Origin of the sequence: Novosphingobium mississippiense (assembly GCF_044029535.1) — a bacterium.
In the GTDB taxonomy this organism is placed as follows: domain Bacteria; phylum Pseudomonadota; class Alphaproteobacteria; order Sphingomonadales; family Sphingomonadaceae; genus Novosphingobium.
The window spans coordinates 1,217,343-1,236,218 of sequence record NZ_CP147001.1; the positions used below are offsets into that span (position 1 = coordinate 1,217,343).

An 18,876-nucleotide genomic window follows, 5' to 3' on the forward strand; every position below is an offset into this window, starting at 1 on the left:
CGGGTGGTTTGAGGGAGCCGCCTGCCGCACCTGTAATTTGATGGGACAAGCGGGCCGAAGGCGCGCAAGGACGATGAGGCCCAAGGACATGAGAAACGCATGGTCGAGGTAATCGAAGGCTTGTCGATCGCACGCGGCATTCCGCTCGCGGAAGAGCAGGGCATCGGCCCGCTGACGCTGGGCGGCTTCGTTCGCGAAGTGTCGCGCCGTTATGGCCCCTCCGAAGCGGCGGTGATCCACCTTGGCGACAAGGTCGAGCGCTGGACGTACGACGACCTCTGGGCGCGCTCGATGGAAGTTGCCCGTGCACTCGTCGCTTGCGGTGTCGGCAAGGGCACTCGCGTCGGCGTGCTGGCAACCAACCGACTGGAATTCCTCTCCGGCGTCTTCGGCACCGCACTGGCGGGCGGCGTCGCCATGACGGTGAGCACGTTCTTCACCCCCGCCGAACTCGAAACCGTGCTGCAGATGGGCGGATGCTCGGTGCTGCTGCTCGAACGCCGGGTTCTGAAGAAGGACTTCGCGCAAACGCTCATCGAACTCGAACCGCAGATCGGCACGGCCAAGCCGGGCGAAGTGGCCTCCCCCCAGTTCCCGTTCCTGCGGCATCTCGCGGTGATCGACAGCGACGAAGGCCTCGGCGCGATCGAGGGCTGGAGCACCTTCCTCGCGCGCGGGAACAGCGTCGATCCGGCACTGGTCGATGCAGCCGCCGCCTCCGTGCAACCGAGCGATCCCGGCGTGCTGTTCTTCTCCTCCGGCTCGACCGGCAAGGCCAAGGGCATCCTTTCCGCGCATCGCGGCGTCTGCCTGCAACTCTGGCGCTGGCCGCAGTGGTATGACGTGAAGGTGCCGCCGCGCACATGGTCGGCCAACGGCTTCTTCTGGTCTGGCAATTTCTCGATGGCGCTAGGCGGTACGCTCGGCTCCGGCGGATCGCTGGTGCTTCAGCGCTGGTTCGATGCCGAGGAAGCGCTGGCCCTGATGGACGCCGAAAAGGCCTCGATGATGCTCGCCTGGCCGCACCAGTGGGCCCAACTCATGGCTGCCTCGAATTATGAAAGCGTCGATCTTTCGGGGATGTACTATATCGATGCGCTGACGCCTTGCGCGCAGCATCCGACGATCGATACCGACTGGCGCGAGCCGGCGCAGGCCTTCGGCAACACCGAGACGTTCACGCTGATTTCGGTCTTCGCCTCGGGCACGGCGGAAGAGATCGCCGGCAAGTCGCACGGCGTGCCAACCGCCGGCTCCACGATCAAGATCGTCGATCCGATGACCGGCGCAACGATGCCGCTGGGCGAACGCGGCGAGATTGCCGTGAAGGGGCCGACGCTGATGCTCGGCTATCTGGGCGTGCCGCTGGACGAATCGCTGGATGGCGAAGGCTTTCTGCGCACGGCGGACGGAGGCTACATCGATGAGCAGGGGCGCCTGTTCTGGGAAGGCCGCCTGAACGACATCATCAAGACCGGCGGCGCCAACGTCTCTCCTCTGGAGATCGACGAAGTGATCCGCGCTCATCCTGAAGTGAAGATGGTGCAGACCGTGGGCGTGCCCGACGATCTGCTGGGCGAACTGGTGGTCTCCTGCGTGGTCCCGGTCGAAGGCGCGCGCCCCGATGCTGGCTCGATCCGCGATTTCGCCAAGGAAAAGCTCGCCAGCTACAAGGTGCCGCGCAAGGTGCTGTTCGTGGCGGAGAGCGATCTGAAGACCACCGGCAGCGCCAAGATCAAGACGGCGGACCTCCGCAAGCTGGCCGCTGAACGGCTGGAGACGGAATCTACGCCCGGTTAAGGGGAGGACAGCATGGCACAGACGCCGAGTTTCGAGGAGTGGCTGGAGATTTGCAATCTCAAGGCCCGCTATTGCCGCCTACTCGATACCAAGGACTGGGACGGCTGGGCTGCCTTGTTCACCGAGGACTGCGAGATCGATACCCGCCCGGCAGGCGGCACGCTGGAAAAGGGGCGCGACACTTTCGTTGCGATGGTCCGCCATTCGCTGGCCGATGCGAAGACCGCGCACCAGATCCACTCGCCGGAAGTGACGTTCCGCGGGGACAGCGCCGAAGTGATATGGGCCATGCAGGACCGGGTCATTAAGGGCGAATTCGCGTTGACCGGTTATGGCCATTATCACGAGACGTACGTGCGCTCCGCCGACGGCTGGAAGATCGCGAAGCAGACGCTTTCTCGCCTGATCGTGGACATGGCCAAACCCTGAGGCGCCACCGCCGGGGCGTTCCCTGCGAAGCGATTGCGATTTCATTCGCAAATACTAAGCAAGCCTAGTATTTAACGGGCAATGGAACGCAAGATCGGCACCGTTCTGTCGCAAGTGGCGCGCTTGATGCGCCGGTCTTTCGACGAGCGGGCACGGGCGATCGGTGTAACCCGGCCGCAATGGCAGGTCCTCAGCGTGCTGCAGCGCATGGAGGGGATCAACCAGGGCGGTCTTGCCGAAATTCTGGAAGTGGAGCCGATTACGGCCGGTCGCATGATCGACCGGATGCAGGATGGCGGGCTGGTCGAACGCCGCGCCGATCCGGCGGACCGACGCGCCTGGCGGCTCTATCTGACGCCGCGCGGCCGCGAATTGCTGGAACAGTTGCAGCCTCTGGCCGAGGAAACCGCCGATCTGGCGCTGGAAGGCGTGTCCGATGCGGACAAGGAGCGCCTGTTGGACGTGCTGGACACGATGCGCCTCAACCTGACGCGCCATCGGGCTTCGGATGCCACAGCTCAGGGGTGATTGGGTGCTGTAATGTATCGCGGGGACGGTCCTGTCGAACCATCGTGGCCGCGATAGGCAGCGCCTTGCAGAGAAGCTAGAGTTTGGGAAATCGTGCCGGCCAAGGATCGGCACTCGAAAGCCGTAATAGCGGGAGGATGCGTGGGTAAGACGATCGTGATCACTGGCGCCGGTGCGGGCCTCGGCCGCGCGCTTGCAAGGCGTTTCGCCAGTGAAGGGGAAACCGTGATCCTGCTGGGGCGCACGCTGTCCAAGGTGCAGGAACTGGCCGACGAGATCGGCGGCACTGCCATGGCGGTGGAATGCGACGTTGCCTCCGCCGCCTCCGTGCGCAAGGCTTTCGCGACCATCGCCGAAAAGCACCCGAGGATCGACGTGCTGATCAACAATGCCGCGATCTACGAACCATTCACTGTGGCCGAGGCGACCGATGCGCAGATCGATGGCATCATCGCCACCAACCTCAACGGCCCGATCTATTGCTGCCGCGCGGCGATCCCGATGATGGAGAAGGGTGCGCAGATCATCAACGTGGGCAGCGAATCCATCGCCGTGCCTTTCGTGATGCTTTCGCTCTACCAGACTACCAAGGCGGGCCTCGAACGCTTTACCGAAGCGCTGGTGGAGGAGCTGGAGCCTGCCGGCATCCGCGTCACCACCGTGCGCGCCGGGCCGATGTACGAGCCGGGCAAGACTGCGCCCGGCTGGGATCCCGATGCCGCGATGCGCTTCCACGGTGGCTGTGCCGCCAAGGGGATCGATCTGCGTACGCGCCCGATCTCGCAGACCGAAAACGTCACCGGCGTGTTCCGCTCGGTGCTCGACCTGCCACCCGACGTGCGCGTGCTGCACGTCTCCGTCGGGGCGCGTCACGCATGACCTCCTCCACGATCGTCGCCGATCTCGCGCAAGAACCCGTTTCCGCCAAGGACCCGAACATGACCACTCTTCCCGAAGCCAAGCTCTATATCGACGGACAATTGCGCGGCGCCAGCAACGGCGCCACGTTCGACGTGATCAGCCCCTGGACGGGCGAGCCTGTCGGCAAGGCGGCCGATGCCACCGCCGATGACGTGAATGCCGCCATCGCCGCCGCCCGCCGCGCTTTCGACGAGACCGACTGGGCCACCAATGTCGAAAAGCGCGTGGCGCTGGTGACCAGGTATCGTGAGCTATTCGAAGCGGCCCGTCCCCGCCTTGGCGAACTGGCCATGTACGAAGCCGGCGCGGCGCAGGGCGCGGTGAACCGCGCGCATGTGGACATGGCTCTCGACGGTTGGGACGACTACATGCGCGTCTTCGACCAGCTGGAATGGGAAAAGGACTACGGCGAAAAGCCCGCTTTCGGCATGATCCACAAGCGCGTGGGCGTGCGTGAACCGGTGGGCGTGGTCGGCGCGATCACGCCGTGGAATGTGCCGCTCTACGTGAACATCGGCAAGATGGTCGCCGCACTGCTGGCCGGTTGCACCGTGATCCTGAAGCCCGCGCCCGATACCCCGGGCATGGGCGCGATCTTCGGCGAACTGGCCAAGGAAGCCGGCTTCCCCGATGGCGTGATCAACGTGGTGTTTGGCGCCGATCCGGCGCTGGCGGGTGAAATGCTGGTCACCGATCCGCGCGTGGACCTGATCTCGTTCACCGGCTCCACCGGCGTTGGCAAGCGTATCATGGAGCAGGGTGCACCTACGCTGAAGCGCGTGTTCCTCGAACTCGGTGGCAAGTCGGCCAAGATCGTGCTCGACGATGCACCGAACTTCGCGATGGAAGTGGGCATGGCGATGCTGGTTTTTCACGCCGGGCAGGGCTGCGCCGTGCAGTCGCGTCTGCTGGTGCCCAAGAGCCGCTATGAAGAAGCCAAGGCCATCCTCAAGGGCGCCTATGGCAACTTCGGCGACAACTGGGGCGATATCGCCAATCCGGCGCACATCATGGGCCCGGTGATCTCCAAGCGCCAGATGGAGCGCGTGAAGAGCTACATCGACCTTGGCCAGGAAGAGGGTGCGACCCTGCTTGCCGGCGGCAATATCCGCCCGGACAAGGGCGGCGGCTACTTCGTGGAGCCGACCTGCTTCGTGGACGTTACCAACGACATGCGCATCGCCCAGGAAGAGATTTTCGGCCCGGTGCTGGTGGTCATCCCCTATGAGGACGACGAGGATGCCGTGCGCATTGCCAACCAGAGCTCCTATGGCCTATCGGGCGGTGTCAGCTCGGGCGATCTGAACCGGGCCATCAATATCGCCAAGCGCGTGCGCACCGGATCGATGAGCGTCAACAACGGCATGTGCATTGCCGGCGACATTCCTTTCGGCGGCTACAAGGCGAGCGGCATGGGCCGTGAATGGGGTGTCGAAGGCATTGAAGAGTTCACCGACGTCAAGATCCTCGCCTGGCCGGTCGGCCAGGTCGCGGCCTGACGTAAACGGTTCGACAGAGGCTTTTCTGGGAAGCGACTCCGGAGAAGAGAACGGCGGCGAGGGCACCGGTATCCCGGCGGTCCCGCCGCACCTCGCCGCCGCCGTCACCGACGCTTCGGCGGCGATCAGTCACAACCTTCATGGGCAGAGACTGGGCCGCAAGGGCCGCGTCACGCGGGAACGCATTCTTGCCGCGACGATCGAGCTGGTCGAAAAGACGGACGAGCCGGTAACGCTGGGCGCCGTCGCCCGCGCCGTCGGGCTCGGCATGACGTCGATCTACAATTACTTCACCGACTTTACCGAACTGCTGCTGGCCGTGCTGGAGCCGGTGATGGGCTCGGCGCAGGACGAGTATTTCTCGCTGGCACGCGACTATTGGCCGGACGACGATCTTAACGCGCGGGCCATGGCCTTCGTGCGCGCTTATCACGCATTCTGGGCCAGCCACACGGGCCTGCTGCACTTGCGCAACTCGCTGGCGGATCAGTTCGACGTGCGGATCATGCACCAGCGCGTCAATTCGACCCGGCCGCTGATCGGGCTCTTCGTCGCCCAGATGGACCCGCGCGGGGTGCTGGGCGATACGGCGGTGCTGATGGCAACGACGCTGATGACTGGTATCGAACGCTCGATCACGCTGGCGACCGACAGGCGCTTGCGGCGCATCCTCGGCACGCTGCCGGGGCGGCGCGAGGAGAGCCTGCTGGAGATCAACGCGCGGCTGATGGAACTGGCGATCCGCGATACGCGGGAGCGGGCGGCGGGTTAACGGCGCAGTTCGGTTTCAGCCTGGCGCGCTCTCGTATTTGGATAAGGCTGCACCAACACCAGTCTCGTCATCCTCGCGAATACGGGGATCCCGCTTGTTCTTCTTGGCTCGCAAAAGGAAGCGGGGCCCCCGCTTTCGCGGGGGCGACGGAGTGTTGTGGCGTAAGGGGCGTGTGTGAACGATAAGGCAGGTGCCTGCGCAGTCCAGCCTTACTTCTTCTTCCCGCCCACGCCCTTCAGATACTCTTCCATGCCTCGGATGTAGTCCGGGTTGAGCATCAGCGCGCTGTTGGCCATGCGCTCGATGTGCCGGGCACTGTCGCGACCGACTTCGGCGCTGAGTTCGATGGCGACCTTGGCCGCGCCCATCTGCTCCGGGTTCTGCTTGGTCAGATGACGGCAGAAATCCATGACGTCCGCCTCGAACGTCTCATCCTCGTAGACCTGATGGACCAGACCCATGGTGAAGGCCATGTCGGCCGGCGCAGGCTTGTTTGCCATGATCAGCCAGCGCGCCCAGTGCGGGCCGCAGATGCGGGTGAGGCGAGAGACGCCGCCCGAGGCCGGCAGCACGCCGAACAGGCCTTCCGGAAAGGCGTAGGCCGCGCTCCTGGCGGCAAGCCGGAAATCGCAGGAGAGGCTCATCTCCAGCCCGCCGCCCACGCACATGGCGTGGTGTGCGACGACGAAGGGCTTCTCGATATGCTCGATCTCGTCCCACAGCTGCTGCATGTTGTTGAGATTGAGCCGGTGGTTCTCGCGAATGCCGCGCGCGCTGCCGCCGGTGGAGACGGGCGAGACGATGTTCTGGTTACCGCCGCGCAAGTCCGCACCGGAACTGAAATAGCGCCCGGCCGAGCGGATCAGCATGACTTTCAGCTCGGGCGTTTCGCGAAAGCGCAGCACGGCTTCGGTCAGTAGGTCCATCATCTGCCGGCTGATGGCGTTGAGCTTGTCGGGCCGGTTCAGCGTGGCGATCAGGATGCCGTCCACGTCTTCGGTGAGCAGGTGTGGTGCTTCTTCGGTCATCGTGTTCACCCCTCAGTTCCGCGACCGCGGCAGGCCAAGGCCCTTTTCGGCGATCATCGAACGGTGCACCTGGCTGGTGCCGCCGTAAATCGTCGTCCCGTGGGCATGGCGATAGGCGAGGTTGATCGCATTGGCCGCGCCCTTGCGCTTCGACAGCGAGTAAGGCGCCGTCAGGTCCAGCAGATCGCGCGAGTCGGTGATGAACAGTTCGGACGAGAACATCTTCGCCATCGGCCCATAGGCGCCGTTGCCCTTGCCGTGAACCTGCGTCCAGTTGGCACGATAGGCGATCAGTTCGGAGGCCAGCACATTGGCATAAGTGCGCGCCAGCCGCGCCTGAGCCTTGGGCGTATCGATCAGCTTGCCGCCGCCCGCTACGGGGATCTCTTCGCAAAGTTCCACCGCATTCTCCAGCATTGCGCGCTGGACTTTGGCGAAGCCGCCGCCGTGTTCGAGTTCCAGGCTGGCCGCCATCGTGCGGCCGCCGGCGTTGATCTCGCCCAGGCGCCAGGTGTCCGGGATCTTGACGTTGTCATAGAAGGTGATGTTGGTGCGCTCGTCCATGAACGTATGGACGGCCTGCACCGTGACGCCTTCGGCCTTCAGCGGCACGATGAACATCGTCAGCCCCTTGTGCTTGGGCGCATCCGGATCGGTGCGGCAAAGCATCAGCACATAGTCGGTAAGGTTGGCGCCGCTGGTCCACATCTTGGTGCCGTCGATCCGCCAGGAGCCGTCCTCAAGCTGCGTGGCCTTGCACTGCGCGGCGAAGACGTCCGACCCGCAGCCCGGCTCCGAATAGCCCAGCGAGCAGATCGCCTCACCCGCCATCACCTTGGAGAGCACGTCGCGCTTCAGCTCGTCGGTACCGAAGCGGTGCATGATCAGGGCCACCATCTGCGAAACGCCAGCAATCGGATTGCTCCAGCCTTCCTCCTCGAACGCATAGCGGGCGGCAGTGACGGCATAGGGGCTGAGGCCACGCCCGCCCACGTCCTTGGGAAGCTGGAGGTAGGCAAGGTTCGCCTCGACAAGCTGTTTGTGGATGACCGGGTTGTGGCCTTCCCACGAGAAGTGGAACTTCTCGCGCTGTTCATCGGTAACGTTCTTCGCGAAGAACGCGCGGATTTCCTGCTGGATCGCGCGGGCGTCCTCACCCAGATCGAATTCGACCGGAACTTCACCCACATCGGGAAGGCTGGCTTTCTCGCCCGCATAGAGGCGACGGCCGGCTTCGGCCAGCCAGTCTTCAGGGTCGCCCGCCACCAGCGGCCAAGCCTTGGCGCGCAAGTTGTAAAGGTGGACGTCATGCTCGGTGGTGAGGCCGATGCCGCCGAACGTCTGGACGGCGTGGCGTACAGTGCGTCCGGCGGCAGCTGCCGCATACCATGGCGATAGCGACACTTGCGCACCTGCTGCGGCATCGCCATCGGCGATCGAGCGCATGGCTTGCCATGCCAGGAACTTGGCGGAATCGATCTCGCAGATCAGGTCGGCCATCGGGTGCGATAGCGCCTGGAACGTACCGATGAACACGCCGAACGCCTTGCGCTCACCGGCATATTCGGCCGCCATCGTCAGCGCCGCGCGGCTGAGGCCGGATAGCGCCAAAGCGATCAGGATCTTCCATTCCTCAAGCCCGGCGGAGAACGCCGCGAGTGCGTCTTCGCCGCTGCCCAGCACCGTGGTCGGCAACGCCGCCAGATCGAGTTCGGCAATGGCCGTGGTGGCAAGGGTCGGTTCCGCGATACGTGCGTCGGCCGGCACGGTGACCAGCACCACATCGTTGCCCTTGCGTGCCACAACCGCGTTGGCAACCAGGCCGCCAGCGACCCATTGCCGGGGGAACTCGGCTATATCCCGCATGGCGATGGAAACCACCGCTTCACCACCCACTGTGCTTGCCAGAAGGTCTTCCTGGCCGCCCAGCAGGCCGAGCAGGCGCGTCGCCACCAATGCCTCTGCCAAGGGCCCGGAGGCAAGCGTGCGGCCCGCTTCTTCCATCAGCAGCCCTGCGTCGAACAGGCCAAGGCCCATGCCGTCCGCCTCTTCCGGAACGCGCATCGCAAAGGCGCCAAGTTCGGCAAGCCCGGACCACAGTTCGGGATCGAAGCCGCCGGTTTCCTGTGCCTTGCGCACGCGGGCGGAACTGGAATGCTCGTCGAGGAAACGCGCGAAGGTGTCGCGCATCATGCCCTGTTCGTCGGTGAGGTCGAAGTTCATTTCAGGCTTTCCCCGGGGCTTTTGGTTTTCGTGTTTCCTCGTCAACATCATACCTCGCCGCGCCGTTCAATCGCCCGGGATACGCAATCGCAGGCGCGATAGCTGGAAACGTGCGCTGGCCGCTGGAGGAGGGTGGGCGTAGCTTCCCCGGTCAAGGCGCCGCGAAAGATGCGCCCGCCGGCAGCCGATCCGGCCCGGCAACTTTGGGAGTGCCGTCATGCAAATGAACGACATGGTGCTGATCAGTGTCGACGATCATATCAGCGAACCGCCTGACCTTTTCCAGAAGCACCTTTCCGGCGCCGCGCTCGAATCCGCGCCTAAGCTGATCCAGGACGACAACGGCAAGGACCTCTGGATCTACCAGGGCATGAAGTTCCCCTCCGTGGGGCTGAATGCCGTGGTTGGCCGTCCTTTCGAGGAATACGGCATGGAGCCGACCTCGCTCGATCAGCTGCGCGCCGGTTGTTATGATGTGCATGAGCGCATCAAGGACATGGACGTCAACGGCATCGCCTCGTCGCTCAACTTCGGTTCGGTGTTCGACTTTGCCGGCGGCCGCCTCCATCGCGTGCCCGATCGCGAACTCGCGAAAATCCATGTAAGCGCTTATAACGACTGGCATATCGACGAGTGGTGCGGCGCCTATCCGGGGCGTTTCATCCCCTGCGCGATCCTTCCGACCTGGGACATGGACGCGACGATCGCCGAGATGAAGCGCGTCTCCGCCAAGGGCTGTCACACCGTCTCGATCAGCGAGAACCCCACCTGCCAGGGCCTGCCGAGCATCCACAACGGCTATTGGGACCCGTTCTACAAGGCGATCAACGATCTCGACATGACGATCTGCATCCACATCGGTGGCGGCAATCCGGCGCCCCATGCCTCGATGGAAACGCCGATCGAGGCATGGATTTCCACGATGCCGATGTCGATCGCCTATGCCGCGTCGGACTGGCTCCAGCTTGAGGCGTTGCATCAGTATCCCGATATGCGCATCGCGCTTTCGGAAGGCTCGATCGGGTGGGTGCCCTACTTCACCGAGCGGGCGGACTTCTCGAACTGGCGGCACAAGGCCTGGACCAATTCGCGGTTCCAGAAGATGAAGCCGAGCGAGATGTTCAAGCGGCACTTCCTGAACTGCTTCATCGACGATGCCTTCGGCCTTCAGAACATCAAGTTCATCGGCGAGGACAACATCGCCTACGAATGCGACTATCCGCATTCCGATACGCTGTGGCCGGAAGTGCCCGAGAATCTCTGGCCCTCCATCAACCATCTGACCGACGAGCAGATCGACAAGATCACGCACAAGAATGCGATGCGCTGGTTCCGTTTCGATCCGTTCCAGCACTTCACGCGCGAGGAACTGACGGTCGGCGCGCTGCGTGAAAAGGCGAAGGCCGAGGGCGTCGATACCAGCCCGAAGTCCTCAGCCGGTGAGCGGCCGGTTGAAGAACATGAAACCCGGCCCGTAACTTCAGGCGACATCATGAAGATGTTCATGCGCCATGAGGATACAGACCGCACGGCCCGGATGCAGAAGCAGGAAGTCTAAGTACGTCTGCTGCAAAGGCGCTGCGCCGAAACGAAATAGGGCCCCGCGATCGATTTCGCGGGGCCCATTCCGTAACGGTGTGCGACCCGTTCAGGATTTCGTGGATCAGGCGGCGTGCGGCAGCTGTTCCGGTTCGGCGAACTGCGCCGGATCGGGCAGGCACTTGCGCATGGCATCGCTCAGCGACTGGAGCAGGGCTTCCGGATTCACCTTGTCGTCCTTGCCATAGACCAGGCTGATCACCAGCGGATGGCCTTCGGGCTGGCGGGGGACAAGGCCGCAGAGCGATTCCGCGCCGCTGCCGAAACCGGCCGGGCCGAACACGTAACGCGGATCGCGGCAGGCATCGATGCGGGTCATCATGTCCGCAAAGGCGAACTTGTGCATCTCTTCCGCTTCGGCGTTGAGACGGCGCACCATGCCTTCGCAACGCTGGCGGGCCACGGTGGAGAGCATCAGCCAGCCGGCTGCGCTCTGTGCCAGCGGCTCCTTGATACCACCGGAAAGCTCACGCGTGGCGGCAAGGGCGCGGGGGCCGTGGCGCCAGTTGACGATCTGGACGTCCAGCCCGACCATCGCGTGAAGCGCAACCGAAAGGCCGGTCTGGGCGACAAGGCGGTCCATCAGGCGCACGACGCGGCCATCGCGCACCAGTTCAGGCTGGCCCGAGGTGCCGATCAGCGCGGCGCGCGGGGTAAGGCTGTAGGCGCGGGAGTAGGGGTCCTTGTGGAGCAGGCCGAGTTCGACGAGGCTCGACAGCAGTTCGGACGTGCTCGACTGCGGGCGGTTGTAGCGGCGGACGATGTCCATGACCGTGGCTTCGCGATGGGCATCGTCGAAATATTCCAGCACTTCGATCACGCGACGGGCGATCTTGGCCTTGTTCGATGACGTGGTCTTTCCAGGCATGAGGTCTCTCCTCCCTCAAGTGTGGTTATGGTGAACGCACTTCTCTCCCGAGTCGGGTCTCTTAAAAACTGAGCCTAACTCGTTTTTTGCTAAGCTTGGTTATCATTGCTTTTGGAAGGCTGCAATAGGCTTCGCGCTGACGATAAGTTGCGTTGAATTGCCGCTGGCGGAAATATCGCGAAATCCTGCGGTTTTTGACCATGTGTTCAGCGATAAAATGTGATTTTCACGAGGTGGGCTGGTCAAGCCGGGATGGTCCGGCCATGCTTTCCAACGCGCGGCAAGTGGCTGATCTGGAAGGAATTGTTCGAAGATGCAGCCGAAAGACCTGACATTTGCCGCAGCCGATCTGGCCGAAGCCGCGAAAGCCGCGCCCATCGCTTTCGTGGATCTGGCGCACGAGTTGGGCGATCATCCGCAGATGCGGCTGCCGGCATGCCCGGTCGTCGGAATTGGGCCATGCGGCCATCCGCTGGCAGCGCAACTCGATGCCGTTCTGGAGCCACGTTTCGATGCTGCGCAGCTGATGCAGGCTGCGCTTGCGCAACCGCACGCTGCCGCCGTGGTCGCGCAGGTCCTGCGTATCGTTCCTTCCTTGGCGATTGAGGATGCGCTGACGGTCGAGTCGCTGGCTTATGCGACGTTACAGGGCAGCGAGTCGCACCGGCGGTGGATTGCCAGCCACCGGAAGAGCGATGGTGAGCAGGCGGGCCACGTCAGGCTGCATCGCGACGATGCGCGGTTGACGATTACGTTGGACAGGCCTGCAGCCGGCAATGCGATTGATCGGCCGATGCGCGATTCGCTGCATGAGGCGTTCGCGCTGGCGGCCATGGATACGAGTATCCGGCATGTGCTGCTTCGGGCCGAGGGCAAGGCGTTCAGCCTTGGCGCCGATCTTTCGGAATTCGGCACGACCGTCGATCCCGCCGAGGCCCATCGCATCCGGCAGCTTACCCTGCCCGCGCGGGAAGCGGCCTTATGCCGGGATCGTCTGGAAGCGCGGATAGACGGCGCCTGCATCGGCGCGGGTCTGGAACTGGCAGCATTCGCGACGCGGATTGTCGCAACGCCGCGCGCGTGGTTCCAATTGCCCGAACTGGCCATGGGAATATTGCCGGGAGCGGGCGGTTGTGTGTCGTTGAGCCACCGAATCGGGCGGCAGCGTACCCTGCTGATGGTGCTGTCAGGCCGTCGTCTCAACGCGCGGGAGGCGCTCGATTGGGGGCTCGTTGACGCGCTGGTGGATCAATTGGCCTGAGCAGATGGTGGCGTGTACATCAGCGGAGTTCAGCCGCGTCCGCGCCGTCGCCCATGGTCGATCGAGCAGGCAGAGATCGGCCGATTCTCCCACCGCGATCCGGCGCGGACGGGAGAGGTCGAGCGGATCGGCAAGGAACAAATCCAGCGCCTGTTCGGGCGAAAGCGCTTCCTTGGAATTGAACGCCATTCCCGTCGCGGTTCTGCGCAGCACGGCAGCGCTCATCGCCTGCCAAGGATCGGTGCTTCCGTAAGGGGCATCACTGCCGCCGGCGAGGGGCACGCCGGCATCCTGCAGCGTGCGCAGGCGGTAGAGGTCGCGATGGTGATGCCGATCGACATCGCGAAGATAGCGATCGCCGCTTTCATGGACGAAATGCGGCTGAACGCAGGCCCACAGGCCCAGAGCAGCGATGCGCGTGGCAAGTTCCTGCGGCACTATCGATGCGTGTTCGATGCGGTCGCCAGTTCGTGGTCCCGCCGTTTCGAAGAGCGCGAGCGTGAACACCAGTTCGACTTCGGTCACGCAATGGACGGCGACGCCACGGCCTTGCGCATGGGCCTTGGCGATCCATTCGCAGGTCGCGTCGAAATCGGGCAACGCGGCTTCATGCAGGTGCAGTTTCGCCGGACCCAGTTGCCAGCCATGTTGCGCGGCATCGGCCAGCGAAAGCTGCCCCGCCAGAATGGCGTTCTGGCGAAGACGTCCATGTTCGGACTGGGCAGCGAAATGCTGAGCGATGGCTGCGTCGTTGCGGGGCGACATGTCCGTCACGCCAGTCACGCCGTGGCGGGCGAGGTCCTTGCTCACCGCCGAAAAATCGGGCGGCGTGCTACCCAGCGCGGCCTGCAGCCACGCATCCTCATCGAAAAGGCGGCCGGTCAGACGTCCGCCGACGCGTTCGAGACCGGCGGGCGGCGTATTTTTGGCGAGCAGTTCGTCCAGCGCCGCGCTGTTGAACAGCCACATGCGACCGGTGCGATGCTGCAACCGGATGGGGCGATGCGGCACCATCCGGTCCAGCGTGGCGAGGTTTGGCAGGTCGCCGTCAAGCACGCTTTCGCAAAGGCCGAAACCGCGCAACCAGCCTTGGCCGGGACGGGAGAGGGCCCGTGCCAGATCGTCGTGACTGCGCACGGCCGGCGGGGCGCAATTGACGGAGGCCGCGCGTACCGCAAGGGCGGCCAAATGGATGTGATGATCGTGCAGCCCGGGCAGCAGTGCGCCGCCCCTGGCATCGAAAACGGTTTCACCGGGAAGGGGGGCAAGTTGGCCGATGGCGGCAATGCGGGTTTGCGCTATGCGCAGATCCGCCAGACCATGGCCGTAAATCTCCGCAGCGCGGATCAGCACCGTGCAAGTTCCGGCAGATAGTGCGCGGTGTCCGCGCCGATGGGGCTGACGGGCGCGATCAAGCGGCGGCGTTCCAGCGCCGGAAAGCGACGGCCGATGGCGGCGCCCCAGTCGCGCAGTTCGGCTTCGAGCAGGGGCGCGTCGAAGGCGCGTTCTTCATCCAGGGCCATGGCGGTGATTGCGCTCATGGATAGACCGATGCGCCGGGCTTTGCCGTTGCGCAAGGCTTTCAGGACTTCGCGCGCGCCGGTGATCCCGGTGAGCGGATCGGCAATCGCATCGCCGACATACCCTGGCTCTCCGCTTACCTCTGCCAGCGCGCGGGAGAGGCCGCCGGCCACGCCGCAATCGTTGCCGATGCCCACCCAGTTTGCCGCGTCGCCCTGCGCGCCGTGCCCGGTAACCGAAAGCCAGACGAGTCCGGGAACCTCCCGCACCAGTGCCTGCGCGTCGATGCCGAGATGGCGCAACGCGCGTGGGCGAGAGCTTTCGATCACGACATCGGCGCGGCGGATCAGGTCGATCAGCAGGGCCTTTTCGCCGTCGCTGGCGAAATCGACCAGCACGTTGGCCTTGCCCTGGTTGATAAGGTCGAAGGTTGCCGGATCGTCGCGCCGGATCAAGTCGGGCCGCGTGCGGCTTTCGACTTTTACTACTTCCATTCCGGCCTGCCAGAGAAGGTGCCCGGCCAGTGGTCCGGCCCAGATCGCCGACATGTCCACCACCAGGGGGCGGTGCGACGAAGCCCGTTCGCGGTGTGCTCCGCGTGCGATCACTTCGATTGGCGGGGAAGCAGGCTCTTCGCCCAGCAAGGCGACGGGGAGGCCGAGCAGGCGGCCGGTTTCCAGTAAGGCGGCGCCGTCGCTGCGCAGCACGGCAGCAGCGATGGAATCTGCGCAGCGGATGTCGAGATCGGTATCGCCGAACAGTGCCGGCAGCAATTCCCGGTCGATCTCGCGGATCAGCGTGAGCGCGAACCAGTTGCCATCGCGCGTCGGCATGAGGCGACTGCCGCCAAGTCCGGCCGAGACGCGTCCGGCAATCCGATATTCGCCATGTGCTGCGCGCTCGCCCAGCAGAGTGGCGCCGGAAAGGCGCGGCAACCCGAAATCGCGGGCAAGCGCTTCCAGTTGCCGGTCGGCCCAGCGCCCCAAAGGGATCGCCGGGCCAGGGATTTCGGTTTTAGTCGGCAAGGACTTCCTTGACCTTGCGCCGCAGCAGCTTGCCCATCTCGTTGTAGGGCAGCTCCGCAACGAACACGACTTTTTCCGGTACGCGCGAGGAACGCAGGCGGGCGCGGACAAGGTCCTTCAGCTCCGTCTCGCAAGGCAGATCATGGCCTTCGCGCGTGACGATCGCGACGCCCACCGTTTCGCCCCACTCGACCGAGGGGATCGCGCAGGCGCAGGCATCGGCAATGGCCGGGTGCGTGAGCAGCACATCCTCGATCTCTCCGGGCGACATGTTTTCGCCGCCGCGCACGATCACGTCGTCCGCGCGGCCGGAGAGGAACAGGTAGCCGTCCTCGTCCATGAAACCGGCATCGCGGGTGGGGAACCAACCTTCTGCGTCGAGCGCGCTCTTTTCCTTGTATTCGCCCGAAACCTGCTCGCCGCGCACGTAGATCTCGCCGGGTTCGCCGAGCGGCAGAACTTCGCCGTTCTCGCCCCGGATCTCGATCTCCACCGTCGGGATCGGCTTGCCCAGTGAAGTGAGCCGGGCGCGGACTTTTGGGTCGGACGAAGCCAGCGCCTCCCGGTGATCCTCGGGGCCGAGCAGGGCGATGGTCGAACTGGTTTCGGTCAAGCCATAGGCATTGGTGAAGCCCGCTCCGGGGAAGCGTTCAAGCGCCTTCTGGATCACTTCGATGGGCATCTTGCCGCCGCCATAGGCCACGGCGCGCAGCGAGGAAACGTCTCCGTTGGCACCCTTCTCCATGGCATCGATGATGCGCGCCAGCATGGTGGGCACCACGAAGGCATTGGTGACCGTCTCGCTCTGCACCAGGGCAAGCCAGCCTTCGGGCGAGAAGCTGGGCAGCATGACGATCTTGCGCAGCGAATAGATCGAGGAGAGCAGGGCGGAGATGCCGGCGATGTGATAGGGCGGCACCACGACCAGCGCGGCATCGCCCTCGTCCGCGGAACCGAATTCCACGGTGCCGAGGATGTAACCGAGCAGGTTGGAGTGACGCAGGATCGCAGCCTTGGGGGCAGCGGTGGTGCCGCTGGTGAACAACTGGATGGCAACGCCTTCACCGGGATCGTATTCGCGCGCGTCGTCGGCCGGCACGGTTTCCTGTGCCTTCAGCACGAATTCCTCGCGCGAGAACACGGTATGGCCCTGATCGCCGGCAAGCCGGACGATCCGCTCCTCGTCACCGATCACCAGCGCCGGGGCGACGCGGCCGAGCAGGGCGGCCAGGTCGGCATCGGGCAGGCGGTAGTTGAGCGGGCAATAGGGTACCCCCGCCAGCGCGGCGCCGAATACCGCGACTACGGCAGCCTCGCTGCTTTCGTCGAGCAGGGCGACATAGTCGGCCTCGCTCTGCCGGATCAGTTCGAACGCACCGCGTGCAGCATCCAGCAGATCGCCATAAGTCCAGCGCCGCCCGTCGCAGACCAGCGCCACGCGATCGGGCGCGGCCTCGGCCGCCATTTCGAGAAGAAGCGCGATGTTCATATGGGATCAGTCCGAAGCGGGCAGGGGCTTGGCGTCCTTGATGACGAGCGCGACGCCATCGACCGAGAGCGAACCCTTGCCGGGCTTCACGCAAAGCAGTTCGTACTTGCCGTCGGCATCGACGTAGCGCTTGCCCATCAGGGTGCCGGCCGAGAAATCAGCCGCGAGCGGGGCGGCTTCGGCGGGCTTGGCTTCGCCCATCGGGGCACCGCCGCATTCGATCGTGCCGTCGGCGCAGCGGATCACCATGACTTCGGTGTCGCAGGCGGCGCTCTTGAGACGGGTTCCAGGCTTCATTTTCCCAATTCCTCGTATTCTGTTCTCGTATTCCGAATTCGGCCAAAAGACGTCAGGCGATTGCGCCCTTGGCCTTGAGATCCTCAATCTTGTCCCATTCGACGCCGAGTTCCATGAGGACGATTTCGGTATGTTCGGATGCCTGCGGCGAACGCGTGGTTTCCAGCGCTTCGCCGTTCCACTGCACCGGGCCGCGCACCAACTTCAGCGGTGCGCCGCCATCGGCCGCTTCCACTTCGATCAGCATGTCGTTGGCCAGTGCCTGTTCGTCTGCGGCCAGTTCCAGCAGGTTGAGGATCGGCGCCCACTGGCCCTTCAGCGTCTTCAGATGCTCACGCCAGTAGGTGAAGGGCTTTTCGGCGAAGGCTTCGACCAGGATTTCGCTGGCGGCCTGCGAATTCTCGATCAGGCTGAGCACGTCCTGGAAGCGCGGATCGTCCGCCGCTTCGGGGCGGCCGACATGTTCGAAGGTGTCGCGGATCAGACCGGTGGGGCTGACCATGCACAGATTGATCGTGCGCCCGTCCGACGTCCAGAAATTGCCCATGAACGGGTTCTTGGCGCCGCCGCCGGAACTGGGCATGGAGTTCTTGGTGATCACCCCGGTTTCCACCGCCTGCGCGATGTTGGCGCCGGATGCCCAGGCGGCCGTGCTCATCAGCGATACGTCGAGTTCGGCAGCCTCGCCGGTCTTCTCGCGATGGAACAGGGCGGCGGAAATGCCGCCGGCGATAAACATGCCGCCGATCGAATCGCCGAATGCGGGCATGCCCTGTGAAAGCGGGCCGGGCAGTTCGGGCGGGGTCATGCAATCGGCGATGCCGCTGCGCGACCAGAACGCGGTGCCGTCGAAACCGCCCTTTTCGCGTTCCGGCCCCTTGTTGCCCCAGGCGCTGCCGCGGGCGTAGATGATCTTGGGATTGGCGGCGCGGATGTGTTCCACGTCGAAGCGGTTCTTCTGGCGAACCTGCGGCAGGTAGTTGGTAAGGAACACGTCGCAGTGCTTGGCCAGTTCGTAGAGCAGTTCCTGCCCTTCCGTGGTCGACAGGTCGATGCCGACGCTGCGCTTGCCGCGGTTGGGGTGTTCGAACAGGGTCTGGCGCAGCGGGTCCAGCTTCACGCCGCCCATGTTGAGGAAGCCGCGCTGCGTATCGCCGCGCACGGGATGTTCGATCTTGATGACGTCCGCACCCCAGTCGGCCAGGATCGCACCGGCAGCGGGAGTGAACGTGAACTGCGCCACTTCGAGGACGCGCACGCCCTGCATGACCTTTGTTGGCATCTGACAGTCCCCAACTAATCTTGTGTTTTATCTTGTATCGGTTCTGGCGCGAAAGGCGGGTTTCCCCCGGTCGCGCCGCTTGCCTTCGATGTGCGCTGAAAGGTGTTCGGGGGCAACACCACCGCCATCGTACCGACGATCATCGGTCGGATTCGCCTGTGCGATCTTTGCATGCTGCGCTGCGACAGGCATGGGCTCCCGCGAAACCGCGCGGGAGCGATGGTTGCGAAAAAAGTTTGTGCAGTTGCGTCAATCACAATTGACACCTAGGCAGGTAATTACTAACCTAGGTGAGTAAATCGCGGGATGGACCCGCTTCAAGGTTTTGGAGAGT

16 protein-coding genes are annotated in these 18,876 nt (G+C 64.2%); 8 read left to right on the plus strand and 8 right to left on the minus strand.

Annotation, left to right across the window (positions count from 1 at the left end):
- Positions 1 to 99 precede the first annotated feature (99 nt).
- From WBP06_RS05685 to WBP06_RS05710, 6 genes are all read left to right on the plus strand, one after another.
- Positions 100 to 1,800, plus strand: a complete 1,701-nt coding sequence (locus WBP06_RS05685; protein ID WP_395332710.1) for a class I adenylate-forming enzyme family protein — start codon at positions 100 to 102, stop codon at positions 1,798 to 1,800.
- A gap of 12 nt (positions 1,801 to 1,812) precedes the next feature.
- On the plus strand, positions 1,813 to 2,229 hold the full coding sequence (locus tag WBP06_RS05690) for a nuclear transport factor 2 family protein (protein ID WP_395332712.1): 417 nt from the start codon (positions 1,813 to 1,815) through the stop codon (positions 2,227 to 2,229).
- An 81-nt stretch (positions 2,230 to 2,310) separates the two neighbouring features.
- Positions 2,311 to 2,757, plus strand: coding sequence for a MarR family winged helix-turn-helix transcriptional regulator (locus WBP06_RS05695; protein ID WP_395332714.1), 447 nt, complete (start codon positions 2,311 to 2,313; stop codon positions 2,755 to 2,757).
- Between the two features lie 141 nt (positions 2,758 to 2,898).
- Positions 2,899 to 3,636 carry an SDR family oxidoreductase gene (locus WBP06_RS05700; protein WP_395332716.1) on the plus strand — a complete coding sequence of 246 codons (738 nt, stop codon included), beginning with the start codon at positions 2,899 to 2,901 and terminating at the stop codon, positions 3,634 to 3,636.
- A gap of 59 nt (positions 3,637 to 3,695) precedes the next feature.
- Positions 3,696 to 5,177 carry an aldehyde dehydrogenase family protein gene (locus WBP06_RS05705; protein ID WP_395334048.1) on the plus strand — a complete coding sequence of 494 codons (1,482 nt, stop codon included), beginning with the start codon at positions 3,696 to 3,698 and terminating at the stop codon, positions 5,175 to 5,177.
- Positions 5,119 to 5,949 carry a TetR/AcrR family transcriptional regulator gene (locus tag WBP06_RS05710; RefSeq protein ID WP_395332718.1) on the plus strand — a complete coding sequence of 277 codons (831 nt, stop codon included), beginning with the start codon at positions 5,119 to 5,121 and terminating at the stop codon, positions 5,947 to 5,949. Before WBP06_RS05705 ends, WBP06_RS05710 begins: the two co-directional genes overlap by 59 nt.
- Positions 5,950 to 6,158: 209 nt before the next feature.
- On the opposite strand, the gene WBP06_RS05715 is transcribed toward WBP06_RS05710, so the two are convergent.
- Positions 6,159 to 6,977, minus strand: coding sequence for an enoyl-CoA hydratase/isomerase family protein (locus WBP06_RS05715; RefSeq protein WP_395332720.1), 819 nt, complete (start codon positions 6,975 to 6,977; stop codon positions 6,159 to 6,161).
- A gap of 12 nt (positions 6,978 to 6,989) precedes the next feature.
- A complete protein-coding gene (locus WBP06_RS05720) occupies positions 6,990 to 9,200 on the minus strand; it encodes an acyl-CoA dehydrogenase family protein (protein ID WP_395332722.1) in 2,211 nt (736 codons plus the stop codon).
- Between the two features lie 217 nt (positions 9,201 to 9,417).
- On the opposite strand from WBP06_RS05720, the gene WBP06_RS05725 reads away from it, so the two are divergent.
- Positions 9,418 to 10,758 (plus strand): amidohydrolase family protein, encoded by a 1,341-nt coding sequence (locus WBP06_RS05725; protein WP_395332724.1) that lies wholly within the window; start codon positions 9,418 to 9,420, stop codon positions 10,756 to 10,758.
- A 105-nt stretch (positions 10,759 to 10,863) separates the two neighbouring features.
- Here the strand turns inward: WBP06_RS05725 and WBP06_RS05730 are convergent, their stop codons facing one another.
- Complete coding sequence (locus WBP06_RS05730) at positions 10,864 to 11,667, minus strand: helix-turn-helix domain-containing protein (RefSeq protein ID WP_395332726.1); 804 nt, start codon at positions 11,665 to 11,667, stop codon at positions 10,864 to 10,866.
- A 313-nt stretch (positions 11,668 to 11,980) separates the two neighbouring features.
- On the opposite strand from WBP06_RS05730, the gene WBP06_RS05735 reads away from it, so the two are divergent.
- The gene (locus WBP06_RS05735; RefSeq protein WP_395332727.1) at positions 11,981 to 12,928 is read left to right on the plus strand and encodes an enoyl-CoA hydratase/isomerase family protein; all 948 of its coding nucleotides are present in this window, start codon (positions 11,981 to 11,983) and stop codon (positions 12,926 to 12,928) included.
- Here the strand turns inward: WBP06_RS05735 and WBP06_RS05740 are convergent.
- Genes WBP06_RS05740 through WBP06_RS05760 form a run of 5 tightly spaced genes read right to left on the minus strand, consistent with a single transcriptional unit; the run spans position 12,854 to position 18,542 of the window.
- A complete protein-coding gene (locus WBP06_RS05740) occupies positions 12,854 to 14,281 on the minus strand; it encodes an amidohydrolase family protein (RefSeq protein ID WP_395332728.1) in 1,428 nt (475 codons plus the stop codon). The two genes, WBP06_RS05735 and WBP06_RS05740, sit on opposite strands and share 75 nt — an antisense overlap.
- Entirely contained in the window at positions 14,275 to 15,474 is a 1,200-nt protein-coding gene (locus WBP06_RS05745) for a CoA transferase (RefSeq protein ID WP_395332729.1), read from the minus strand. The genes WBP06_RS05740 and WBP06_RS05745 overlap by 7 nt, the downstream gene beginning before the upstream one ends.
- The gene (locus WBP06_RS05750; RefSeq protein ID WP_395332731.1) at positions 15,464 to 16,963 is read right to left on the minus strand and encodes a class I adenylate-forming enzyme family protein; all 1,500 of its coding nucleotides are present in this window, start codon (positions 16,961 to 16,963) and stop codon (positions 15,464 to 15,466) included. Before WBP06_RS05750 ends, WBP06_RS05745 begins: the two co-directional genes overlap by 11 nt.
- Before the next feature lie 6 nt (positions 16,964 to 16,969).
- Complete coding sequence (locus WBP06_RS05755) at positions 16,970 to 17,260, minus strand: hypothetical protein (RefSeq protein WP_395332733.1); 291 nt, start codon at positions 17,258 to 17,260, stop codon at positions 16,970 to 16,972.
- Between the two features lie 52 nt (positions 17,261 to 17,312).
- The gene (locus WBP06_RS05760; protein WP_395332735.1) at positions 17,313 to 18,542 is read right to left on the minus strand and encodes a CaiB/BaiF CoA transferase family protein; all 1,230 of its coding nucleotides are present in this window, start codon (positions 18,540 to 18,542) and stop codon (positions 17,313 to 17,315) included.
- Positions 18,543 to 18,876 lie beyond the last annotated feature (334 nt).